The sequence below is a fragment of the Acinetobacter pseudolwoffii genome (assembly GCF_002803605.1).
GTDB lineage: Bacteria > Pseudomonadota > Gammaproteobacteria > Pseudomonadales > Moraxellaceae > Acinetobacter > Acinetobacter pseudolwoffii.
Genome location: NZ_PHRG01000002.1, coordinates 219691 through 240448 on the forward strand (window position 1 = coordinate 219691; position 20758 = coordinate 240448).

Consider the following 20758-nt stretch of genomic DNA (forward strand, 5'->3'; position numbering starts at 1 on the left):
GAAAAAATGGATAACTTTATTAATCGCCTCAAATTACATATTGAGCATGTTAAACGTGTCGGTGCGCATTGCTCAACTGAAGAAACCACCAAACAAGCACTTATATTGCCACTTCTGGATATTTTAGGCTTCAGTCCTTATGATCCAACGAAAGTACTGGCAGAGTTTGCCGCTGACTTTCCTGGTGTCAAATCAACAGAGCGCGTTGACTACGCCCTATATTGTAATGGTCAACCGGTTATGTTTATTGAAGCCAAATCTTATGCAAGTAATTTAACAAATCACGCACCACAACTCTCCCGATATTTTAACTCTACTCTGGGAGTGACCATTGGCGTCATTACCAATGGACGTGAATGGCGTTTTTTCACTGACCTCATTAATCCAAATATTATGGATGAAAAACCTTTTCTGGTTGTTGATTTCACTAAACATCAAGCCGAAGAACTGACTCAATTAGCAGAATTCAAACATGATAATTTCCATGTAGAAAAATTACGATTTTTTGCCGAAGAGAATCAGTATATCCAACAGTTTAAAGCGGTAATCAAAAAATCAATTAATGAAGTCGATATTGATTTTGTACGTTATGTTGCTCAGCAAGCCAATATTCCAAGACAGCTCAATACAAAATTCCTTGAATCAATTCAACCCTTCGTTAAACAAGCAGTCGAACGTGCAATTAGCGATACGGTTTTAAAAGGCTTATCTGCACCCACCATCATTACAGCACAACCCATTGAGCAACAAACTGAATTAAGGACTGATGAAGTTTCAGAAGAACCGACTCCCTCAAATCTTCAACAAAACATTATAAATCCTCAGAATCAAAGAATTGTTACAACGGTAGATGAACAAAGCTTACAAAATATTATCCATGAACTTTTTCCAGACCATGAACTCACCGGAAAAGATACGGAGAGCTATTATTCCATTCTGTATCAAAGTAAAAATAATAGATGGTTATTCCGCTATGATGTGAACCGAAAACGTCCTACTGTTCAATTTATTGTTCCCATTGATGAGAGACATAAACTTGAATTAAATAGAGCGGGTCTAGAAGTGTTAAATAATGGACAAATTTATCTGGATAAACCGGAGCATATTTATAGAGCCGTAGGGGTTTTAAAAGATTGTTTAGATTTTTGCATGAATGATGAAAATTTCAAAAGAACCGCCCTAAGTTAGTCAGGACGCGCAAGCGTCCTTAATGCTAGACAGATGTAAAATAAACAATACTACAACCATGCCCCTTACTGAGCTGCAAACCACTGATTTATAATGTACACAAATCAACTTATTCTTCACTTTGGCCATCTGCTTACATGAATATGACGAACTATAAAAGTAAATTATTTTTGGGGTGTGGATTATTGTCAGGTCTATGGTTGAATAGCCAGGGTCTATACGCCCAGACTTTGAGTTTTCAAGACGCCGAAAAACAGTTATTGCAGTCTTCTTATAGCAGTCAGGCCTATCAAAGCTTGGAACAAGCCTCAAAACTTGAAGCTGAAGCGGTAAAAGGTTTGGGATTACCACGTGTCGATCTGAATGTGCGTGCTTATGCCTTTCATAATGAATTAGATATTCCTTTGGATGCTCTTAAAAACAACCTGGAGCAATCTCTCACCAATGGCTTAAATAATAAAATTGATGAGTTTAATTTAGCTGAGAATATTGCCAATCCTTTAAAAGAAGGTTTACAACAACCGATTCATGACGGTGTAGGCTTAATTCCCGATACCTCCAAGGTCGTACTCGAAGATCAAGTGATTCGTCCTACCGTGTCCATGATGATGCCGCTTTATACCGGTGGTTTGACTCATAGCGCCAAGGAGATTGCCAATCTTCAGGTCGGTCGCAGTCAGCTCAGTAATCAACAGCAACAAGACACGCAGCGTTTCGAACTGATTCAAAGTTATTTTAATGTGCAACTGCAAAAGCAACTCCATGCAGCAGCAGTATTTAATCTGAATGCCATGCAACAGCATTATCGCAATGCCTTAAAAATGGAACAGCAAGGTTTTATTAGCAAAGGCCAGCGCATGCAGTTTGAAGTGGCGCGTAATAATGCCGAGCGCAGTCAGCAAAATATGCAAACCAATTTAAATGCCAGTCTATTTCAACTGAATAATCTGCTGCAACAAAGCAGTATCACTGAACTGTCGACACCTTTATTTGTCAATCAGACCGAGCCACAGGCTTTAAATCAACTACTGAAAACCTTTAGTCAAAACTCTGCGCTGATTCAAAAAATGCAGCTAGATACCCAATTAGCACAAGCCAATGTCAAAGCTCAGCAAGCAGCAAAAAAACCCAATGTCTTTGCTTTTGGTGAATATAGTCTGGATCAGAATCAAAACTGGATTGTCGGTGTTGCCGCACGCTATAACCTGTTTTCAGGGATTGATAAAAACAAAAATATTCAGGCGGCCGAGCTCAAACGCTATGCCACAGAACTGCTCACCTCACGCACCCAGCAAGAGATTGAAAACCTGATTTATAAATCTTATAGCGAAGCCTTGAGTGCACAGCAAAGTCATGCTTTGTTGGAACAAAATCTAAAAGCTGCGCAGGAAAATTTACGCATTCAAGAGCTGTCCTTTAAAGAGGATATCGGAACAGCAACACAGGTCATTGATGCCCAAAACATGCTTAGCGGGCTACGAGCCGAAACTGCATTGAATGCCTATAAATATGTGATGTCACTGGCCACCCTGTTACAAAGCCATGGCTCGATTGCAGAATTTCCCAATTATATTCAACACACCAATACCCACTATATTCGCTAATGGAGCCGAACATGAACGACGATCAAAAACCCAATGATCCTGTGAATGAAGCGGTTTCATCTACCGAAACAGAAAGCTCTCCCGCTCCACAGACCCAATCAGCAACGCTAGAGGAAAATCACGCGACGACCTCGACCGATGAGCAGCCTCCTGAAATCTCCAAAAAGAAAAAATATCTACTGCTGGCATTGCTGCCTATTCTGCTGGCCGTGATTATTTTTGGATTATGGAAAAGCTATCAACCAACGCCGATTGAATTGCAAGGTCGTGTCGAGGCTGAAACGATTCAGGTGGCCACCAAAGTACCGAGCCGGATTGAAGAAATCTATGTGGAAGAAGGTCAGCGAGTTAAAAAAGGCGATGTTCTGGTTCGCTTAAATAGCCCGGAAATTGCAGCCAAAAAACAGCAAGCTACAGCAGCTTTACAATCGGCTTTGGCCTTACAGTCCACAGCTGAACGTGGCTCGCAGGAAGAAAATGTCGCGAGTCTGTATGCCAACTGGCAATCGCTAAAAGCACAGCAAAATCTCGCCACAGTATCTTATCAGCGTGGGGAAAATCTATTTAAGGAAGGTGTGATTTCACGTCAGCGCCGTGATGAACTGTATGCAGCCAGTCAATCTGCGCTAGAAATGACTGAGGCCGCCTATCAGCAATATGCACGTGCCAAGCGGGGCAGCACCCCGCAGCAAAAGAGTTCAGCCGATGCACAAGTAGACATTGCCCAGGCTGCTCTAAACGAAGCCAATGCGCTAGAAGCAGAAACCGAATTGCTGGCCCCCGTCAATGGAATAGTGTCTAAAACTTATGGCAAAATATCTGAGTTGGTCGCAACCGCAGTGCCCGTGGTCAGCCTGATTGAAGAGAAGATGTGGGTAAGCCTGAATATTCGCGAAGACCAGTATGCTCCATTTCAAAAATTAGAAAGCATTCAAGGTTATATTCCAGCCTTGGATCAAACAGCCAGTTTTCAGATCAAAAGTATTAGCGCTGAAGGTGAATTTGCCACCATTAAAACCACCCGCCAAACTGACGGCTATGATGTCAGAAGTTTTAAACTGCATTTGCTACCGACACAAACCATGCCTGAACTGAAAGTCGGTATGAGCGTATTATTTAAACTTAAAGAGACACCCTAATGTGGCTGGGTATATGGCGCGAACTACGCTATTTGCTCCGAGAAAAATGGGATCTGTGCCTGGTTACGCTGGCACCTGCTCTGGTAATTATTTTATTCAGCAGCATGTTTGCGCAGGGCAAGCCTACTCATTTACCCATTGCCATTATTGATCAAGACCGAAGTGCGCTCAGCCGAAGCATCTATCAACATGTCTCGCTCAATCATACCCTTAAAATTGAAACGGTATCCCAGCAAGTCGCTGAAGTTGAACACCTACTGAATGAAAATAAAATTTGGGGTTATATCCATATTCCAAATGGTGCCGAACAACGTTTTGTTCGTGCTCAGGATGCAGAAATTAGCATTGCCTTTAACCAGAGTTATTTCAGTATCGGCAATACAATTTCTTCAGCCATGCTGGTGAGTACCTTACAAGCCCTAGCTGAGTTTACTGAACAGCACTATCTGGTGAATCGACTGCCCTATATCCAAGCACCGATACCACAGATCAAGATCTCACCTTTGTATAATCCGCAATTGAATTATGAATTATATCTAGAACCTTATGTCATTCTCGCAGTTCTGCATTTACTGCTGTGTTGTTGTGTGGCATTTTCCGTCGGTCAGGAACTGAAGCGGCAGACCTTAACAAGCTGGATTAGCAACTCATCCATCTGGATGGCTTTAGTGTCTAAAAATCTGGTCTATGTGGCTATTTTTAGTCTATGGACTTGGGCGTGGATGTTTTGGATGATTGAAATTCGCGGCTGGTTTGTTGCCGGTTCGCTTGGTCTGATTTTATTGGCACAATTGCTGCTGTATAGCGCCTATGCATTTTTAAGCGCTGCGGTGGTGCTGGCCACCCAAGATTTAAGTAAATCTTTCGGCTTGATTGCTGTATATGGTGGATCATCGTTAAGCTTTGCCGGGGTGACTTTACCCTTAAATAATGCGCCCCTATTCACCCAGTTTTGGGCCAATATTATCCCCTTTACTCCTTATGCCAAATTACAAACTGAACAATGGATAATTGGCAGTCCAGTGCAGATCTCACTGCAAGCTGTATGGATCTTGCTGGCCTATGTGGTGGTGTACGCACTGCTAGCCTATATTTTTCTCAAGAAAATAGCCAAAGGAGCGGCCTGATGAAATCCCTTTGGTTTTATTATCTGCGCAGCTTTAAAGATATTGCCAGCCACGGCGCTATCTTTACCACGCTGATTTTATCAGTGGTGTTTTATAGCTTCTTTTATCCCTTTGCTTATCAGGCACAGCAAGCCGAAGCCTTACCGATTATTATTGTTGATGCAGAACAAAGTCACTTGAGCGCGCGGATTATTGGCCAAGTCCGTCAAAGCCCGAATGTTGAAATCAAGGCGATTACCAGCAATTTCGCCGAAGCCAAAACATGGGTTGAATCGCAACAAGCGGATGGGATTTTGCTGCTACCGGACAATTTATCGCAAACGTTAAGGCATGGTGAAACGGGTGGAATAGGACTGTACTTAAGTGCTGCCAATTTTTTAGTCACCAAACAGATGGGGATCGGTTTAGCGACCTCTCTTGAGCAGACCTTGGCAGACTATGCTGAACGTTTTGGCCAGGTTTCAGATTTTTCTCCTGCCCTATCAGTGCATCAGATTCCATTGTTTAATCCGCTCTCCGGCTATGGCAGTTATGTCTTTCCTGCGGTCGCCCCTCTCATCATTCATCAGACCATTTTTTTAGGTTTGACTATGCTGATTCTGGTGTACCGCGAAAGAAAAGTGCAGTTAAACTCAAATGCGTTGATTGGGCTATGTTTAGCGATATTGAGCATTGGCTGTCTGGGTTGTTTTTATTTATTTGGATTTACCTTTTGGTTATTTGATTATCCGCGAGGGGGTAACCTATTCGGCATGCTGCTGGCTGTGCCGGTTTTCGTTTATACTGTGATTGGAATCACCTGCCTATTTGCCAGTTTTCTGGATATGCCGGAACGCGCTGGACATGTAATTGTTTTTACTTCTATCCCTCTATTTTTTTTATCCGGTGCTGCCTGGCCACATGCAGCTATGCCCATCTGGATGCAAGTGATCGCTGAGATACTGCCTTCTACCCAAATGGTGCAGATGTTTATTCAACTGAATCAGATGGGTGTACCGACCGCACTGATTTTGCCTAAACTGATATATCTGGGGCTGATAGGCAGTTTATGTTTTTTCTTGGCTTATCGACGTTTGATTCAAGTGAGTCAAAGCAGATAAAGCATTGGATTTATGCTGCCATCAACTTATGGATTAAGATTCGCCAAAGACCTGAATATTAAAATTACGAATCTTGTTGCTACCATTCGGCTGGTCGAAACTGACATCATACTGCACCAGATTATTTGGATAGGCAATTTCATAGCTGATCTTATATTGGCCAGGCTGGTTGGTTGCTTCTTCAATCTGCTTGGTCATTAAAGTTTTAGACTTGTACTCACCTTTCGGAATTGAACGTGAAAAGCGTTTCATCAGCTTTTCGTTGTCCTTAAACTGTGTTTGCAATTGCGGCTCTAGCTGATCCAGAAACTCGTCATACTTCCCATCACGCAAATCCTCATAGGCCAGCTGTGCTGCCTGTTCCTGCTCAGGACTTGGGTTTGGGATATTGTCCATTGAGTTACAGCCACTTAATGCAACTGCTGCCGCTAACAACATTGATTGGGTTTTCATCGCTTACCTTCATTCAGTCAAGATTTATAAAAAAGGACGCCGAAGCGCCCTTTTTATCAATAGAACACTTATTCTTCTACTGAGTTTTCACCATCTTTTTCAACATGTTCAGCTACTGCATCTGTTTCAGTCGCTACATCTGTTTCTGCTACTAAAGATTCTTCACCTTCAATCGCTTCAACAAACTCATCTTCTTCAACAGCTTCAACTGAAACCACACCAACCAGTAACTCTTCATTACCGAGACGGATCAGACGAACACCTTGTGCATTACGACCGGTTTGAGCCACTTCAGAGGCACGGGTACGAACCAAAGTACCGCCATCGGAAATTAACATCAGCTCTTTAGATGCATCAATCGCTACTGCACCGACCAACTGACCATTACGTTCTGAGGTCTTGAGTGCAATCACACCCTTACCGCCACGTTTCTTGGTCGGGAAGTCATCCACCGGGGTACGTTTACCATAACCATTTTCAGAAGCACACAATACTTCACCAGTTTCAGGGACAACGACTAAAGACACAATCCGGCTGATCAATGCTGAATCTGCAGCATCTTCATCATCAGACTCAATCTCAGTTTCTTCGCTTTCTTCCAGCAAGGCTGCTGCACCGATGGTCACGCGCATACCGCGCACACCTTTGGCTGAACGACCCATTGAACGTACATCAGTCTCTGCGAAGCGAATGGCTTTACCTTCGTTCGAGAACAACATGATTTGCTGTTCGCCGTCAGTAATCGCAACACCAATTAAAGTGTCATCGCCATTCAGTTCAATCGCACGTAAACCGTTTGAACGCACATTCGAGAACTGTTCAAGTTCTACACGTTTAATCGTACCGTATTCAGTCGCCATAAACACATAGAAGTTTTTACGAACCGCTTCAGCCTGCTGTGCAAAATCATTGATGATGTCATCATCAAGATCGGTCGTTGAAAGTTCTAAACCTAGCTCTTTCAATTGAACACGAAGTGCATCAGAAATATCATCCGCACCCTCTTCAGATTCAGCAAGTGCCGCTTCAAGTGCCGTAAAGTGACCATTAATCACTTCATTGCTTTGCAGTTGTACAGCATTGGCTTTTACGAAGGCTTTGAAGTCCGCCAGACGTTCTTTGAATTTCTTCGGTGCATCAATCACCGGTAAAATTGCGGTAATGGTCTCGTTTTCGTCTAATGGCAACAAGTTCACCATTGGGCGACCTTTGGCACCACGTGATGCTTGTGGCACTTCATACACTTTCAGACGATAGACTTTACCAACGTTGGTAAAGCAAAGTACCGTCGCATGACTTGACGTCACAATCAGATGTTGAATGTAATCGTCTTCTTTCATGCTGGTTGCAGACTTGCCACGACCACCACGACGCTGTGCGGCGTAGTCAGACAATGGTTGAGTTTTCGCATAACCTGTTTTTGAAACCGTCAGCACCATTTGCTCTTCAGGAATCAGATCTTCACGAGAGAAATCGATACGTGATTCAACAATCGAGGTTTTACGTGCATCACCATATTGCTGAAGAATCAAAGCCAATTCTTCACGAATTACGTTCATCAACAGATTAAAGTCATTTAAAATTGCAGTCAGTTCAGCAATTTGCGCCAGAATTTCACTATATTCAGCATGTAACTTGTCTTGTTCAAGACCGGTTAAACGATGCAGACGCAGTTCCATAATCGCATTGACTTGGGTGGGTGACAGACGATAAATATCGCCATCCAGACCAAACGGACGACTTGGGTCTTCACCTTCAATCTCATCCGGACGTACAGAAACTGAGCCAGCTTTTTCTAGCAATGCCAATACACCGCCACCTGTCCACTCACCTGCCTGCAAACGCTCACGTGCTTCAGCCGGGTTTGCAGAACTCTTGATAGTTTCGATGATGGCATCAATATTCGCCAGAGCAACGGTTAAACCTTCCAAGATATGACCACGTTCACGCGCTTTGCGTAATTCGAACATGGTACGGCGCGTTACCACTTCCTGACGGTGACGGATAAACGCTGCAATAATATCTTTCAGGTTCATCAGTTTAGGCTGGCCATTATCCAGGCAGACCATGTTGATGCTGAAAGAGTTTTCAAGTTGCGTGTTCTGGAACAGGTTGTTCACGATTACTTCGGCGTTTTCGCCACGTTTCAAGTCAATCGCGATACGCATACCGTCTTTGTCCGACTCGTCACGCAGCTCGGAAATACCTTCCAGTTTTTTCTCTTTAACCAGTTCAGCAATACGCTCAATGGTTTTTGCTTTATTGACCTGATATGGAATTTCCGTAAACACGATCGTGGTACGGCCATTCTTTGGATCTTCTTCGAAGTGATACTTGCCACGGATGTGTAAACGGCCTTTACCGGTACGGTAGGCATCCACGATGCCCGATTTACCGTAAATAATACCACCTGTCGGGAAGTCCGGACCAGAAATGTGTTCCATCAACCCTTCGATGCTGATCTGGGGATCATTGGCATAGGCCAGACACGCATTCACAACTTCAGTCATGTTATGCGGCGCCATATTGGTCGCCATACCCACCGCAATACCGGTTACACCATTAACCAGTAAGTTCGGTACACGGGTGGGCATCACCTGAGGAATACGCTCAGAGCCATCGTAGTTGTCTTCCCACTCGACGGTATCTTTTTCAAGATCCGCCAAGAGTTCGTGGGTCAGTTTACGCATACGCACTTCGGTATAACGCATCGCTGCTGCGCTGTCGCCATCGACCGAACCAAAGTTACCCTGACCATCGACCAACTGGTAACGCAAACTGAAATCTTGTGCCATACGTACAATGGTTTCGTATACGGCAGAGTCACCATGCGGGTGATATTTACCGATCACGTCACCGACGACACGTGCAGACTTTTTATAAGCTTTGTTATAGTCATTGCCTAATTCGTGCATTGCGAAAAGCACACGACGATGAACAGGTTTTAAACCATCTCGTACATCGGGCAATGCACGTGACACAATCACGCTCATCGCATAATCGAGATATGAGCTTTTAAGTTCATCCTCAATGGCAATCGGTCTAATTTCCGATACGCTCATGCATACTCCTTATTCTACAAGCCAGTTTCGGCTTGTATTTATATGTCGTAAAACTAGCAAAATCATTAACTCAAACGACTGAGTTAAAAACTAAAATACAGCCCTAAATTATAGCATAAACACTTGTATTTTTGTGTCGAAATATTCAGCTTAACCTTCTTAATTATCTTCATTTTAGTGGTCATTTTCCTGTTATTTCAGCGTCAAAAACAAGTGCACCACATCCATATTTTTTCGCACCCGAAATATACATAAAAACAGCAGTGCAAAAAAAAGATGCACACACAAATAGGCATCTTCCTTAGATTTAATCTGTCTTTTAATGCGCTTGATTCAGTACCTTGCGATAAGTCAGCACCGCCACAATCAATAGAATCGGCAATAGCATCTCCACCCCTTCCTCAATGGTCATGATCATGACCTGGGTATGTGGTATGAGCTGAATATTGAATTCCTCCCTGAGGGTTGACGTCGTGCGATCCAGAACCTTGCTCAGTCCGCCACAGGCAATGGTCAGGAAGATAAAAAAATGCGCAATATTCAAAGAATCTTTCATGCTGCGTATGGTGTTTACCAATTTTTTTGCCAGTACCATAAAGACAAAAATAATCCCGAGCAATAAAATAAAGCCCAGCAGCTTGTCCATGAGCGGAATTTCAGCACTGCGATAGAAATTGGTTTTAATAAAGCTGTCGTCAAACAGTCGCTTATGAAAGTCCATTTCCCTGAAGCCCAACAATATCGCAGCAGCAGCGGTAAATATCCGGGTATTCAGTTTAATTTCAGTATTTAGCAGACACAGCATGGCCAGCAAGTACCATAGCCAAGGACTAAGCACTTCAAAAGCGCCCGACTCACTGAATAAATACTGGGTTACTGACAGCGGTGCATTCAACGCAGTATGCACACAAATACTCACATAGAGCGCAATCAGCAGGAAACTAATAAACAGGATATGAGCGGTTCTGGAAAAGGACATGATCAAAACAGGAGAAAAAGCAAAGCAGGATTTTATCACTTTTCATCCAAATCACATACTCTAGTTTCGACTGCCGAGTATCTTTAAAAATTTTCCAATAAAAAACGCCTCTTGGTACAGAGACTAAGAGGCGTTTTAAACTGTATTCAGGAATTAGATTTTAGAAACCAATTCAGGAATAACAGTGTTCAAGTCACCAACTAACCAGTAGTCAGCCACTGCATTGATTGGCGCTTCTTCATCTTTGTTGATCGCAACGATCACTTTAGATTCTTTCATACCGGCCAAATGCTGAATTGCACCAGAAATACCGACAGCGATGTACAGGTCAGGTGCAACGATTTTACCGGTTTGACCAACCTGCATATCGTTAGGAACGAAGCCAGCATCTACTGCAGCACGTGATGCACCTTGTGCAGCACCAAGCTTGTCCGCCAATGGATCAAGGATCGCGTGATAGTTCTCACCAGAACCCACACCACGACCACCAGACACCACGATGCGAGCAGCTGTTAATTCAGGACGCTCAGACTTTACGATTTCTTCGTTGATAAACTTAGAAATGCCTGCATCGCCAGCAACAGTCGCAGCTTCTACAGAGGCAGAACCGCCTTCAGCAGCAACAGCATCAAATGCTGTACCACGAACAGTTGCCAGTACGACATTTTCGCCTGACTCTACAGTTGCAATCGCGTTGCCTGCATAGATCGGACGCTTGAATGTTTTAGGACCATCGACTGCGATGATGTCCGTAATCATGCTCACATCAAGAAGCGCAGCTGCACGTGGTAAAATGTTTTTACCAGTGGTAGTCGAAGCAGCAAGAATATGGCTATAACCTTTGCCTAATTCAGCAACCAGTTTCGCTACGTTTTCAGCCAGCTGGTTTGCATAAGCAGCATCATCAGCAAGTACGACTTTGCTTACACCCGCAACTTTCGCTGCTTGATCAGCAACTGCTTGAGCGCCAGAACCAGCAACCAATACAGTGATATCACCACCGATTTTTTGCGCCGCAGCAACAACGTTTAAAGTAGCAGCGTTTAATGCTTTGTTGTCGTGCTCAGCGATAACTAAAATACTCATGATTTTTATCCTTCTGTATTAGATCACTTTCGCTTCGTTTTTCAATTTTTCTACAAGCTCGTCTACAGACTTCACTTGTACGCCAGCTTTACGCTCTGCAGGTGATTCAACTTTTACTGTTTTCAGTTTAGTTGTGGTCGTTACACCAAAATCTGCAGGCGACTTGTTATCAAGCGGTTTTTTACGCGCTTTCATGATGTTTGGAAGCGCTGCATAACGTGGCTCGTTCAAACGCAAGTCAGTGGTAATAATGGCTGGAAGTGCAAGTTCAACAGTTTGTAAACCACCGTCTACTTCACGTGTTACTTGTACTTTGTCGCCATCTACTTTCACTTCAGAAGCAAATGTACCTTGGCCCGCACCCATTAGAGCGCCAAGCATCTGACCAACCTGATTAGAGTCGTCATCAATGGCTTGCTTACCTAGAAGGATTAATTGTGGTTGTTCAGCTTCAACAACACCTTTCAGGATTTTAGCAATTTCTAGCGCACCGAGCTGGCTGTCATCAGCTTCAACCAGAATACCGCGGTCAGCACCAAGCGCCATTGCAGAACGGATCTGTTCTTGCGCTTCTTTAGGACCAATAGAAACAACAATGATTTCTGAAACAGTTCCTTTTTCTTTTAAACGAACCGCTTCTTCCACTGCGATTTCACAGAATGGGTTAATTGACATTTTAACGTTGGTTAAGTCAACACCACTGTTGTCCGGTTTAACACGAACTTTAACGTTGGCATCAACCACACGTTTTACAGCAACAAGAGCCTTCATGTAATCCTCGGCTGTTTTAGCAAATGTAAATGTTGAGAAAAGTTAGTGTAACTCTTCACTTAAATTTTTTTAGGTGCCCTATCTTGCAATGTGTACGGCATTTCGGTCAAGTCACAATTCAACAAAGAGCTGTAAAAATGCGTAAATTTACCTGAACGATGCGTTCACAATTAATTGTTATCCATTTATTACAATGAAATGTATAAACATTTACTTAAAATTTAAGCATTGATTTATATTATTTTTTTATTTGATTAGTCACATCAATAGTTCTGATTGAAAAGCTGTACGCAAAATAAAATGAAAGTAGTTGGCAGCAAAACTGGCAGGATGAACCCACAATCATATTTGTCATTTTAGACAGAAATCTTCTTTGAAACGGATTTGGCCCACTAAAAAGACCAATTGACTGAATAAGCAACCCGCTCACTTATAGATATGCTGGAAAAGTCATCTCTTTTTCAAGTGCTTTTAACTATAAAAAAAGCATACTGTGAAAAGTATGCTTTTTTGAATCGGGCTTAATTGATGATGAGCCAGCTTGCTGCAAGCGCCAATAAACCACCAGAAGTTCCGTCTACCCATTTTTGTTTACGTTCATCAATCTGGGTTTTCTGGCTGATTTTGCTGAACAAAATACTTAAGCCACAATACACCACAAAAATCAGACCAATAAAAATAAAGGACAGAATCAAACCTTGACTGACAGTATTGGCCGATTTATCAATAAACTGCGGCAAAATCGCAAAATAAATCAGCATGCCTTTCGGGTTTAATAACGCAGTAAAAAAACCTTTTTGAATCGGATTGGCTGACGTCTTTTTCTCAATGTTCAGCACATTTTTACTGAATACTGACTTGAACAGGCCAAAGGCCAGATACAGCAGATAAGCAATTCCGAGCCAGCGAATCGTTTCAAACAGCACCGGAAAAGAAACAATAATAGCCGCAATCCCGAGTGCCACAAGAATAGAATGCACCAGATAACCGCAACATACCCCTAAGGTTGCCTTCATGCCTGCTTTTGCATCTTTACCCATCACTTGAGACAGGATAAATAACATATCGGGTCCAGGCGTAAAAATCAGGGGAAGCACGGTCAGTGCAAAGAGTACAAATACAGACATTTCCTTTTCCTTTCAAACTCCAGAAAGTGAAACAAGTATCTGCGATTTTTTACAAAATTGGCTTTCAATTTATTTTATAATAAGTCTTATTTTTCGAATATTATTCTAATTTATGAAAATATCCACCAAGTCTGTGCGAGTAAAACTTGATCGAATTGATAAAAATATCATTCGACACTTACAAGCCAATGGCCGTATTCAGAATAATGATCTGGCGCGGGAAATTGGACTTTCACCTTCCTCCTGTTTGCGGCGGGTCAAATTACTGGAAGATGCAGGCGTGATTCAAAATTACACCACCATTGTCGATCAACAGAAAATTGGCTTTCAGCTGATTTTGTTTTCACGGATTTGGCTGGTCGGTCAAGATGCTGAAACCATTGACACCTTTATTGAGGCCATGAAAGAATTGCCGCAAGTAATGGAGTGCTACATTATTTTGGGGGAAAGTGATGCCATGTTGAAAGTCGTGGTGCCTGATCTGGAAAGTTACCGTAAATTCCAGTCAACCCATCTGACCAAAAAAAATGGTATTACCAGTGTCAAAACAGATTTACCGAGTCAGATTATTAAACAGAGTTTCCAGCTACCTTTAGAAGATTTATAGACAAACTGATTTTAGATAACGAAGCTATGTTCTTAATTTAAGATTTGAATAATCGTAGCTTGCTTAAACCATAACCTGTGCTACAAGCGCATAGATGGTAAGTTCTACCATAAGGAAAGGCTGCCTATAGCAGACCACCTTTTCCTCTTGAGCAAAGCCAAACCACAGGACTGAGTCTTATTTTTATGCTGTGGGGATACTTCAGAATTTACTCAGTTTCATGTGCTAAAAAATCACGATGGACATGGCTTAAATCCACCAATTCATAGTCTGACAATTTAAAAATTTGCCAAATTGCAATCGCATCTTCTTTTAAATCGACTGCCTGGGTCGCACGATTCGACAATTGCCATTGCAAGTCAGAAATCCATAAATAGTATTGTCCAGTCGCCGCATTAAATGCCTGAACTTTCCCATCAGCATTAATCCCTTGAATGATGGCGCCTTCAGGTAAGGTCGCTTCAAGATTGGGTAAGCTAATGTCCACAAAATGTTTGATTTGTCGCAGACCATAACCTGCAAAAATTTCTTTTTGAGCTTCACTTAACTGTGCATATTTTTGCTCTATATCTGCAATTACCAGTGTGTCCATGTCACCTCCCATCGGTCAAATGCTGAGACGCTGCTCAGCAATATTTCATTTTAAATATTAAATACTATTTATTGTTATACCTGAAATGGCGCATTTAACGAATAAGACAATAGTGAAATGCTTACCCGAACGCCAATGTTCAGTTCAATTCCATTTTAAGGTTTATATATGAAAGTTTTGTGCCAAAAATACAATTTTCATGATTTTTATTCTATAACACTTGGCACATGATCAATCTTCTTTATGCTGTGCACGTGGATGGGCTTGATCATAAATCTGGGCCAGATGATCAAAATCGACATGAGTATAAATTTGCGTGGTGGTTAAATTACTGTGTCCCAGCATTTCCTGCACCGCGCGTAAGTCCCGGCTATTCGACAACATATGACTGGCAAAGCAATGTCTCAATAGATGTGGATGTAAATCTACATTCACGCCTGCGCGCTGCGCCTGAAACTTGACCCGATTTTCAATTTGCCGTGCACCGAGCGGATTGCCTTTCTGGGTAATAAATACATTCGCCTCCGGCACAAAATCACCATTCCAGCGTGGATAAATCTGCAACCAGGCCATCACGCTGTCTTTGGCCTTGGAGCCAAAAGGCACAATCCGGGTTTTATTGCCTTTACCAGTAATGCGTAACAACTGCCGGTTGAAATCAATATCTTTAATTCTCAGGCTTTGCAGTTCTGCCAAACGTAGACCACTAGAGTAAAGCAATTCCAAAATCGCTTTGTCCCGGAGCCACATTTGCTGCTGTATTTCATTTTCGGGCGCAGGCTGATCAATAATCTGGTTGACGGTTTCAATATCTACCATGCCCGGCAAAGGACGCGATTGACGTTTTAATTGAAAATCATCCGCCGGATTAAAAGCCATATGCTGAGCCTGCTCGGCCCATTTCATAAACTGGCGAATGGCTGAAAGCATACGTTGCAGACTGCTGGGACTGAGCTGATGCTGTTCAACTTTTTCAGCCAGAAACTGGCGCAGGTCTGTGGCTTCTACATCGTTTAAATTGAGCTGCTCACGCTGGCAAAATTCTAAAAAATCCGAGACATCACGAGCATAGGCCTGCAAGGTATGTTTAGACTGGTTCTGGATTTCACGTTCTTTCAGCCACATATTGAGCAAAAGTTGAGGGGGCACAGTCACTGCCTGCTCCATTTAAAGTTGCTCCAGATAATCTTGAATCAGTGCTGCCACCTGATCTGCATGAGTGTGGGCAAAGAAATGATTTCCGCCTTGGATGATATGCAGTTTTGCATGTTTAAATATTTTTTCTAAGTATTGTCCTACTTGAATCGTGCTTAGAGGATCATGATCTGCCCAAATTAGCAAAATGGGAATTTCAAGACCGGCGAGCTGATCAGGATTAAATTCAGTGTGATCTTGTACAAACCAGTTCGGTACTGCTTTAAACTGTTCACGATAATCTGTTCGCCAGTCGGCACAGTGAAATCTCTTCAAATTTAAACCGCCTGATGTCGCCAACAATACCAGCCCTTTGACTTTTTGCGGATGCTTAAGCGCTAACCCAACTGCCAGTACACCGCCCATCGACTGGGCAATCAGAATGGAGTCATCCTGAATCTGCCTATTTACTAGTTCTTGCAAATCATACAGGTTTTGAATGGCTACATTTGGCGTCACCCCATCAAATCCTGGATAGGCAATGACCTGCTGATCTGGATATTCGGTTAATGCTGCCCTTAACGGCTGCCAAAAACCTTGGCTGCCAGATGCACCCGGTAAAAATACAAGCTGATTCATGAAGGCATAATCATGCATATTAAATTTCAGTTTCATCCTAACATAAAAAAAGCACCGTTCTGAGCACGGTGCTTTTTTAAAACTTAATGCCGATTAACCCTGAAAATAACGCAAATCCAGACGCCCTTCATACACGGTCGCCGTTGGTCCGGTCATCCAGACCACATCGCCTTCTTTCCACTCGATCTGCAACTTGCCACCTGCCAGCTCGATTTCAACCTTGCTCGACAGCAGACCACGGCGCATACCGGAAATGGCTGCGGCACAGGCACCTGTACCACAGGCCAAAGTCTCGCCGACCCCACGTTCATACACACGCAAACGCGCATGTTTTTCATCAATGATCTGCATAAAGCCAGCATTGACCCGTGCCGGGAAACGCGCATGCGCTTCAACTTGTGGGCCAATACGTGCCACATCGGCAGCAATCACATCCGGTACAATCGTCACCGCATGTGGATTACCCATATTCACCACATCAATGCTCAGCTTTTCACCGCTAGCAAGCTCAATGTCATACAGGCTTTCCGGTGCATCGGCCAAAAATGGAATGTCCTGTGGCAGGAATTTCGGATAGCCCATATTGACCCGCACCCAGCCATTGGCACCCAATTCCGGTTCAACAATACCAGACTTCGTCTGTACCTTGATTTTGGTTTTGCTGGTCAACTGACGGTCATGTACAAACTTGGCAAAACAGCGCACGCCATTGCCACATTGTTCTACTTCCGAACCATCGGCATTAAAAATCCGATATTTAAAATCTGCACTCGGTACGTCTGGTGGTTCAACCACCAGCAGCTGATCAAAACCAATACCAAAGTTACGATTGGCCAAGCGCTGAATGGTGACCGGATCCAAATAAGCGCGCTGGCTGATCAGATCAACCACCATAAAGTCATTGCCCAGACCATGCATCTTGGTAAATTCTAATAACATCTCGATTTAGTCCTTAAGGCAATAAACGCTCACGTTCCCAGAGTGATTCAATCGTCTCACGTTCACGAATCAGATGTGCCTGATCTGCATCAACCATCACTTCAGCCGCACGGCCGCGACTGTTGTAGTTTGAGCTCATCACAAAACCGTAGGCACCTGCGCCCAAGACTGCCAGTACATCATTTTCTTTGATTGCCAATTCACGCTCTTTACCGAGGAAATCACCGGTTTCACAGATCGCACCTACCACATCCCATTCTTTAGTTTCAGCATCATTACGCGGCGTCACTGGCTGAATGTCCATCCATGCTTCATATAAAGCCGGACGAATCAGGTCGTTCATCGCCGCATCAATGATGGCAAAATTACGATGATTGGTCGGTTTGAGCAGATCGACTTTGGTCAGCAATACACCCGCATTGGCAGAAATACTACGCCCCGGCTCCATATACACTTTCAGGCCCAATTTTTCTAATGCTGGACGTAGCGCATTGGCATATTCTTCAACCGATGGCGGGGTTTCATCTTTATAAGTCACCCCCAGACCACCACCAATATCGATGTGTTTGAGGTGGATACCCATTTCTTTGAGCTGGTCAATCATGACAATGACACGATCCAGCGCATCAACAAAAGGCTGGGTTTCGGTGAGCTGTGAACCGATATGACAGTCAATCCCGACCACATCCAGATTGGCCAGTGACGCCGCATATTGATAGGTTGCAAATACGCTATCAGATGGAATACCGAATTTATTTTCTTTTAGACCGGTTGAAATATAAGGATGGGTTTTGGCATCGACGTCCGGATTCACGCGCAATGAAATCGGCGCTTTAACATTCAATTCAGCCGCAACCTTTTGAATACGATCCAGCTCGGCATGAGATTCCACATTAAAGCAGGCAATGCCCACTTCTAAGGCTTTTTTAATATCTGCTTCAGTTTTACCCAGACCCGAAAATACAATTTTTGCGGCATCACCACCGGCTTTCAGTACACGTGCCAATTCACCGCCGGTCACAATATCAAAACCGGCCCCCTGTTTGGCCAATACATTCAATACCGCAAGATTGGAGTTGGACTTTACCGCGAAACAGATTTGATGATCGATAAAGTTAAAAGCACGGTCCATATCTAAAAAATGCTTTTCCAAGGTGGCTTTGGAATAAACATAGAGAGGTGTGCCAAATTGCTCTGCGAGCTGTTGTAATGAACATTGCTCAGCGTGCAATACCCCATTAATGCGGGTGAAACTCATGAAGGTATCCTTTCTTTGAAAGCGTTAAGGTGTAGTCGTTGAATCTGATGCTTCAGGCGCAGCAAACTGTTGTTGCACAGGGGCATCTCGTTCTTCATCGGAGGCTTTGGATTCAGCTTCGGTATTTTTATATAACAAATACTTGGCACGCTTGTCGTAATCTGGATCATTCGGCAAGTGCAACGCACCTGACTGCCCACAAGCTGCAAGAACAAGACTTGTCGCCAAGATACTGATGTAGCAAATGACTTGATGCATCTGACCACCTAATTGAATAGTGTTTCGATGAAGTATAACGCGATGATCACCATGACCAAAGCGCTAAAGCCTAGAGATTATCTTTAGCGATAAAAAAACGCCAGCAGATCGCTGACGTTTTTATTGATAAGGTTTATTTATGTTTCTGTTTATAGAAACCGAAATAGCCAATAACCAGAAGGATAAACCAGATCGGGCTGACCATCAGTGCTTGACGGGTATCGTCTTCCAGCGCCAACACCACGATCATGCTCAGGAAGAATACGATCACAATCCAGCAGGTCACCAGACCGCCCGGCAACTTAAAGGTCGATTTGGCATGCAATTCTGGACGTGTTTTGTAGTACACGATATAGCTCCAGATAATGATGATCCAGACACAGATAAACAGAATCGTGGATAAAGTCGTTGCTAAAGTGAAAGCGCGGACGGTATCTGGAACGAAATACTGTAGTGCTGCACCCAGCAACAAACATACCGCAGAGAAATACAAGGCATTTGCCGGAACTGCACGACGGTTTAAGCGACCAAAGGCAAGTGGTGCCTGCTCTTCACGCGACAGACCGAACAGCATACGACTGGTCGAGAATACCCCACTGTTCATCGATGACATCACCGAGGACAACACCACCAGGTTCATGATGATCGCAGCTGCGGCAATACCAGCCTGACTAAACAGGTTCACAAAGGGCGAGATATTTGGATCAATCTGATTCCATGGCGTTACCGACATCACAATCAAAAGTGCCAGTACATAGAAAATAATGATACGGATCGGAATCGAGTTCACTGCTTTCGGCAGGTTCTTTTCCGGATCTTTGGTTTCAGCTGCGGTCGTACCCACCAGCTCTACACCCACGAAGGCAAAAATCGCAATCTGGAACCCGGCCAGGAAGCCCATCGCTCCAGTCGGGAAGATACCGCCATGTGACCAGATATGACTAAATGACGCAACTGTGCCGGCATCCGAGGTAAACCCGGTAAAGACCATCCACAGGCCAACGGCAATCAGCACCACAATCGCGATAATCTTGACCAGAGCAAACCAGAATTCCATTTCACCAAACAGTTTGACCGTGACCAGGTTCAAACCCATGATAAACACAATCGCGGCAACGCTGATCATCACTCCTTCTTCAGGACTAAAGGGCAAGCCATTATTGAAGAATTGCAGGTAATAAATAATCGCGGATAGATCTGCGATCCCGATAGTGATCCAGCACAGCCAGTAGGTCCAGCCAACAAAGTATCCGGCCCAAGGCCCGATCAGATCCGTGGCAAAATCAATGAATGATTTATATTGCAAATTCGAGAGCAACAACTCACCGAGTGCACGCATTACCAGAAATACCATAAAACCGATGATCATATAGATCACCAGAATAGAAGGACCTGCGAGACTGATGGTCTTGCCCGAACCCATAAACAGGCCGGTTCCGATGGCGCCACCAATGGCAATAAGCTGTAGATGCCGATTGGATAAACTTCGCTGTAACTCACCGTGCTCTGCCGATGAACTGTTATATTTTTCTGACATTATTGATTTCAACTTCGAGTTTTACTCGCGACAAATTAACGTAAAAAAGCCTGAATACAAAAAGAAAAATCACATCATTTGTATTTTCTGCCTAAACTGTAAAGTTCATTTATTTTTCTTATATCTCACTCGCGCCAGCTTAACGCTTATTTTTTCGA

At 43.4% G+C, this 20758-nt stretch carries 19 protein-coding genes; 6 read left to right on the forward strand and 13 right to left on the reverse strand.

The genetic code is table 11. The features are described 5' to 3' along the window. Nucleotides 1-6: 6 nt before the first annotated feature. From CWI32_RS05730 to CWI32_RS05750, 5 genes are all read left to right on the forward strand, one after another. Entirely contained in the window at nt 7-1188 is a 1182-nt protein-coding gene (locus CWI32_RS05730) for a type I restriction endonuclease (protein ID WP_100534846.1), read from the forward strand. Nucleotides 1189-1325: 137 nt separating this feature from the next. Beyond that, nucleotides 1326-2792, forward strand: coding sequence for a TolC family protein (locus tag CWI32_RS05735; protein ID WP_100534847.1), 1467 nt, complete (start codon nt 1326-1328; stop codon nt 2790-2792). Nucleotides 2793-2803: 11 nt separating this feature from the next. Further along, a complete protein-coding gene (locus tag CWI32_RS05740; RefSeq protein ID WP_100534848.1) occupies nt 2804-3931 on the forward strand; it encodes an HlyD family secretion protein in 1128 nt (375 codons plus the stop codon). Then, nucleotides 3931-5058 carry an ABC transporter permease gene (locus CWI32_RS05745; protein WP_100534849.1) on the forward strand — a complete coding sequence of 376 codons (1128 nt, stop codon included), beginning with the start codon at nt 3931-3933 and terminating at the stop codon, nt 5056-5058. The genes CWI32_RS05740 and CWI32_RS05745 overlap by 1 nt, the downstream gene beginning before the upstream one ends. Then, nucleotides 5058-6158 (forward strand): ABC transporter permease, encoded by a 1101-nt coding sequence (locus CWI32_RS05750; protein ID WP_100534850.1) that lies wholly within the window; start codon nt 5058-5060, stop codon nt 6156-6158. The genes CWI32_RS05745 and CWI32_RS05750 overlap by 1 nt, the downstream gene beginning before the upstream one ends. A 33-nt stretch (nt 6159-6191) precedes the next feature. On the opposite strand, the gene CWI32_RS05755 is transcribed toward CWI32_RS05750, so the two are convergent. From CWI32_RS05755 to CWI32_RS05780, 6 genes are all read right to left on the reverse strand, one after another. Further along, complete coding sequence (locus CWI32_RS05755) at nt 6192-6611, reverse strand: outer membrane protein assembly factor BamD (protein WP_005169984.1); 420 nt, start codon at nt 6609-6611, stop codon at nt 6192-6194. Between the two features lie 68 nt (nt 6612-6679). After that, nucleotides 6680-9673, reverse strand: a complete 2994-nt coding sequence (gyrA, locus tag CWI32_RS05760; RefSeq protein ID WP_100534851.1) for a DNA gyrase subunit A — start codon at nt 9671-9673, stop codon at nt 6680-6682. A gap of 319 nt (nt 9674-9992) precedes the next feature. Continuing rightward, on the reverse strand, nt 9993-10652 hold the full coding sequence (locus tag CWI32_RS05765; protein ID WP_100355612.1) for a hypothetical protein: 660 nt from the start codon (nt 10650-10652) through the stop codon (nt 9993-9995). Nucleotides 10653-10805: 153 nt separating this feature from the next. Further along, nucleotides 10806-11738, reverse strand: a complete 933-nt coding sequence (locus tag CWI32_RS05770; protein ID WP_074383378.1) for an FAD-binding protein — start codon at nt 11736-11738, stop codon at nt 10806-10808. A gap of 18 nt (nt 11739-11756) precedes the next feature. After that, on the reverse strand, nt 11757-12509 hold the full coding sequence (locus CWI32_RS05775) for an electron transfer flavoprotein subunit beta/FixA family protein (protein WP_005097655.1): 753 nt from the start codon (nt 12507-12509) through the stop codon (nt 11757-11759). Between the two features lie 521 nt (nt 12510-13030). Further along, nucleotides 13031-13636 (reverse strand): LysE family translocator, encoded by a 606-nt coding sequence (locus CWI32_RS05780; RefSeq protein ID WP_100534852.1) that lies wholly within the window; start codon nt 13634-13636, stop codon nt 13031-13033. Nucleotides 13637-13748: 112 nt separating this feature from the next. Between CWI32_RS05780 and CWI32_RS05785 the strand changes: the two genes are divergently transcribed. Next, nucleotides 13749-14243 (forward strand): Lrp/AsnC family transcriptional regulator, encoded by a 495-nt coding sequence (locus CWI32_RS05785; RefSeq protein ID WP_004645712.1) that lies wholly within the window; start codon nt 13749-13751, stop codon nt 14241-14243. A 208-nt stretch (nt 14244-14451) separates the two neighbouring features. Here CWI32_RS05785 and CWI32_RS05790 read toward each other — a convergent pair whose 3' ends face one another. From CWI32_RS05790 to CWI32_RS05820, 7 genes are all read right to left on the reverse strand, one after another. Beyond that, nucleotides 14452-14835 (reverse strand): hypothetical protein, encoded by a 384-nt coding sequence (locus CWI32_RS05790; RefSeq protein WP_100534933.1) that lies wholly within the window; start codon nt 14833-14835, stop codon nt 14452-14454. Nucleotides 14836-15066: 231 nt separating this feature from the next. Continuing rightward, on the reverse strand, nt 15067-16002 hold the full coding sequence (xerA, locus tag CWI32_RS05795; RefSeq protein WP_100534853.1) for a site-specific tyrosine recombinase/integron integrase: 936 nt from the start codon (nt 16000-16002) through the stop codon (nt 15067-15069). Then, nucleotides 16003-16608 carry an alpha/beta fold hydrolase gene (locus CWI32_RS05800; RefSeq protein ID WP_167381265.1) on the reverse strand — a complete coding sequence of 202 codons (606 nt, stop codon included), beginning with the start codon at nt 16606-16608 and terminating at the stop codon, nt 16003-16005. Between the two features lie 93 nt (nt 16609-16701). Further along, complete coding sequence (gene dapF / locus CWI32_RS05805; protein WP_100534855.1) at nt 16702-17547, reverse strand: diaminopimelate epimerase; 846 nt, start codon at nt 17545-17547, stop codon at nt 16702-16704. A 13-nt stretch (nt 17548-17560) separates the two neighbouring features. Further along, on the reverse strand, nt 17561-18805 hold the full coding sequence (gene lysA, locus CWI32_RS05810) for a diaminopimelate decarboxylase (protein ID WP_005097661.1): 1245 nt from the start codon (nt 18803-18805) through the stop codon (nt 17561-17563). A 24-nt stretch (nt 18806-18829) separates the two neighbouring features. Beyond that, the gene (lptM, locus tag CWI32_RS05815) at nt 18830-19063 is read right to left on the reverse strand and encodes an LPS translocon maturation chaperone LptM (RefSeq protein ID WP_005097662.1); all 234 of its coding nucleotides are present in this window, start codon (nt 19061-19063) and stop codon (nt 18830-18832) included. Between the two features lie 133 nt (nt 19064-19196). Continuing rightward, nucleotides 19197-20600 carry an amino acid permease gene (locus CWI32_RS05820; RefSeq protein WP_005097664.1) on the reverse strand — a complete coding sequence of 468 codons (1404 nt, stop codon included), beginning with the start codon at nt 20598-20600 and terminating at the stop codon, nt 19197-19199. Between the last annotated feature and the right edge of the window lie 158 nt (nt 20601-20758).

What these genes read in the sequence shown, in the direction of transcription:
- CWI32_RS05775 (WP_005097655.1), bottom strand. Translation starts at nt 12,509, where the DNA reads ATGAAGGCTCTTGTTGCTGTAAAACGTGTGGTTGATGCCAACGTTAAA.
- CWI32_RS05820 (WP_005097664.1), bottom strand. Translation starts at nt 20,600, where the DNA reads ATGTCAGAAAAATATAACAGTTCATCGGCAGAGCACGGTGAGTTACAG.
- CWI32_RS05790 (WP_100534933.1), bottom strand. Translation starts at nt 14,835, where the DNA reads ATGGACACACTGGTAATTGCAGATATAGAGCAAAAATATGCACAGTTA.
- CWI32_RS05785 (WP_004645712.1), top strand. Translation starts at nt 13,749, where the DNA reads ATGAAAATATCCACCAAGTCTGTGCGAGTAAAACTTGATCGAATTGAT.
- lysA (WP_005097661.1), bottom strand. Translation starts at nt 18,805, where the DNA reads ATGAGTTTCACCCGCATTAATGGGGTATTGCACGCTGAGCAATGTTCA.
- CWI32_RS05730 (WP_100534846.1), top strand. Translation starts at nt 7, where the DNA reads ATGGATAACTTTATTAATCGCCTCAAATTACATATTGAGCATGTTAAA.
- CWI32_RS05740 (WP_100534848.1), top strand. Translation starts at nt 2,804, where the DNA reads ATGAACGACGATCAAAAACCCAATGATCCTGTGAATGAAGCGGTTTCA.
- CWI32_RS05770 (WP_074383378.1), bottom strand. Translation starts at nt 11,738, where the DNA reads ATGAGTATTTTAGTTATCGCTGAGCACGACAACAAAGCATTAAACGCT.
- CWI32_RS05745 (WP_100534849.1), top strand. Translation starts at nt 3,931, where the DNA reads ATGTGGCTGGGTATATGGCGCGAACTACGCTATTTGCTCCGAGAAAAA.
- CWI32_RS05750 (WP_100534850.1), top strand. Translation starts at nt 5,058, where the DNA reads ATGAAATCCCTTTGGTTTTATTATCTGCGCAGCTTTAAAGATATTGCC.
- lptM (WP_005097662.1), bottom strand. Translation starts at nt 19,063, where the DNA reads ATGCATCAAGTCATTTGCTACATCAGTATCTTGGCGACAAGTCTTGTT.
- CWI32_RS05765 (WP_100355612.1), bottom strand. Translation starts at nt 10,652, where the DNA reads ATGTCCTTTTCCAGAACCGCTCATATCCTGTTTATTAGTTTCCTGCTG.
- xerA (WP_100534853.1), bottom strand. Translation starts at nt 16,002, where the DNA reads ATGGAGCAGGCAGTGACTGTGCCCCCTCAACTTTTGCTCAATATGTGG.
- CWI32_RS05755 (WP_005169984.1), bottom strand. Translation starts at nt 6,611, where the DNA reads ATGAAAACCCAATCAATGTTGTTAGCGGCAGCAGTTGCATTAAGTGGC.
- CWI32_RS05780 (WP_100534852.1), bottom strand. Translation starts at nt 13,636, where the DNA reads ATGTCTGTATTTGTACTCTTTGCACTGACCGTGCTTCCCCTGATTTTT.
- CWI32_RS05735 (WP_100534847.1), top strand. Translation starts at nt 1,326, where the DNA reads ATGAATATGACGAACTATAAAAGTAAATTATTTTTGGGGTGTGGATTA.
- dapF (WP_100534855.1), bottom strand. Translation starts at nt 17,547, where the DNA reads ATGTTATTAGAATTTACCAAGATGCATGGTCTGGGCAATGACTTTATG.
- gyrA (WP_100534851.1), bottom strand. Translation starts at nt 9,673, where the DNA reads ATGAGCGTATCGGAAATTAGACCGATTGCCATTGAGGATGAACTTAAA.
- CWI32_RS05800 (WP_167381265.1), bottom strand. Translation starts at nt 16,608, where the DNA reads ATGAATCAGCTTGTATTTTTACCGGGTGCATCTGGCAGCCAAGGTTTT.